This is a genomic window from Cupriavidus sp. SIMBA_020 (assembly GCF_046535395.1).
Lineage (GTDB): Bacteria > Pseudomonadota > Gammaproteobacteria > Burkholderiales > Burkholderiaceae > Cupriavidus > Cupriavidus campinensis.
Genome location: NZ_JAWRWU010001619.1, coordinates 1 through 237 on the forward strand (window position 1 = coordinate 1; position 237 = coordinate 237).

The window sequence follows — 237 nt, forward strand, 5'->3', positions numbered from 1 at the left end:
CGCCGCCGCTCGCCGCGGTCGGCTATCTGCTCTACGCGAACCTGCTCAATCCGCAGGTGGTGCAGCGCCTCACCGGCAACTACGACGGCCTGTACTGGGACGCCGCGCAGATGCAGCTCGCCTATTCGCGTTTCGAGAGCCAGTTGCTGATCTACGCCGACGGCAGCGACCGCGACATCGACAAGGTGCGGCTGCGCTACGAAGTCCTGCAATCGAAGCTCAACGTGATGAAGGGCT

1 pseudogene is annotated in these 237 nt (G+C 64.1%); it reads left to right on the top strand.

From position 1 onward, the window contains the following. Window positions 1–237: pseudogene (locus tag SB751_RS35095) on the top strand (hybrid sensor histidine kinase/response regulator); the annotation flags it as partial.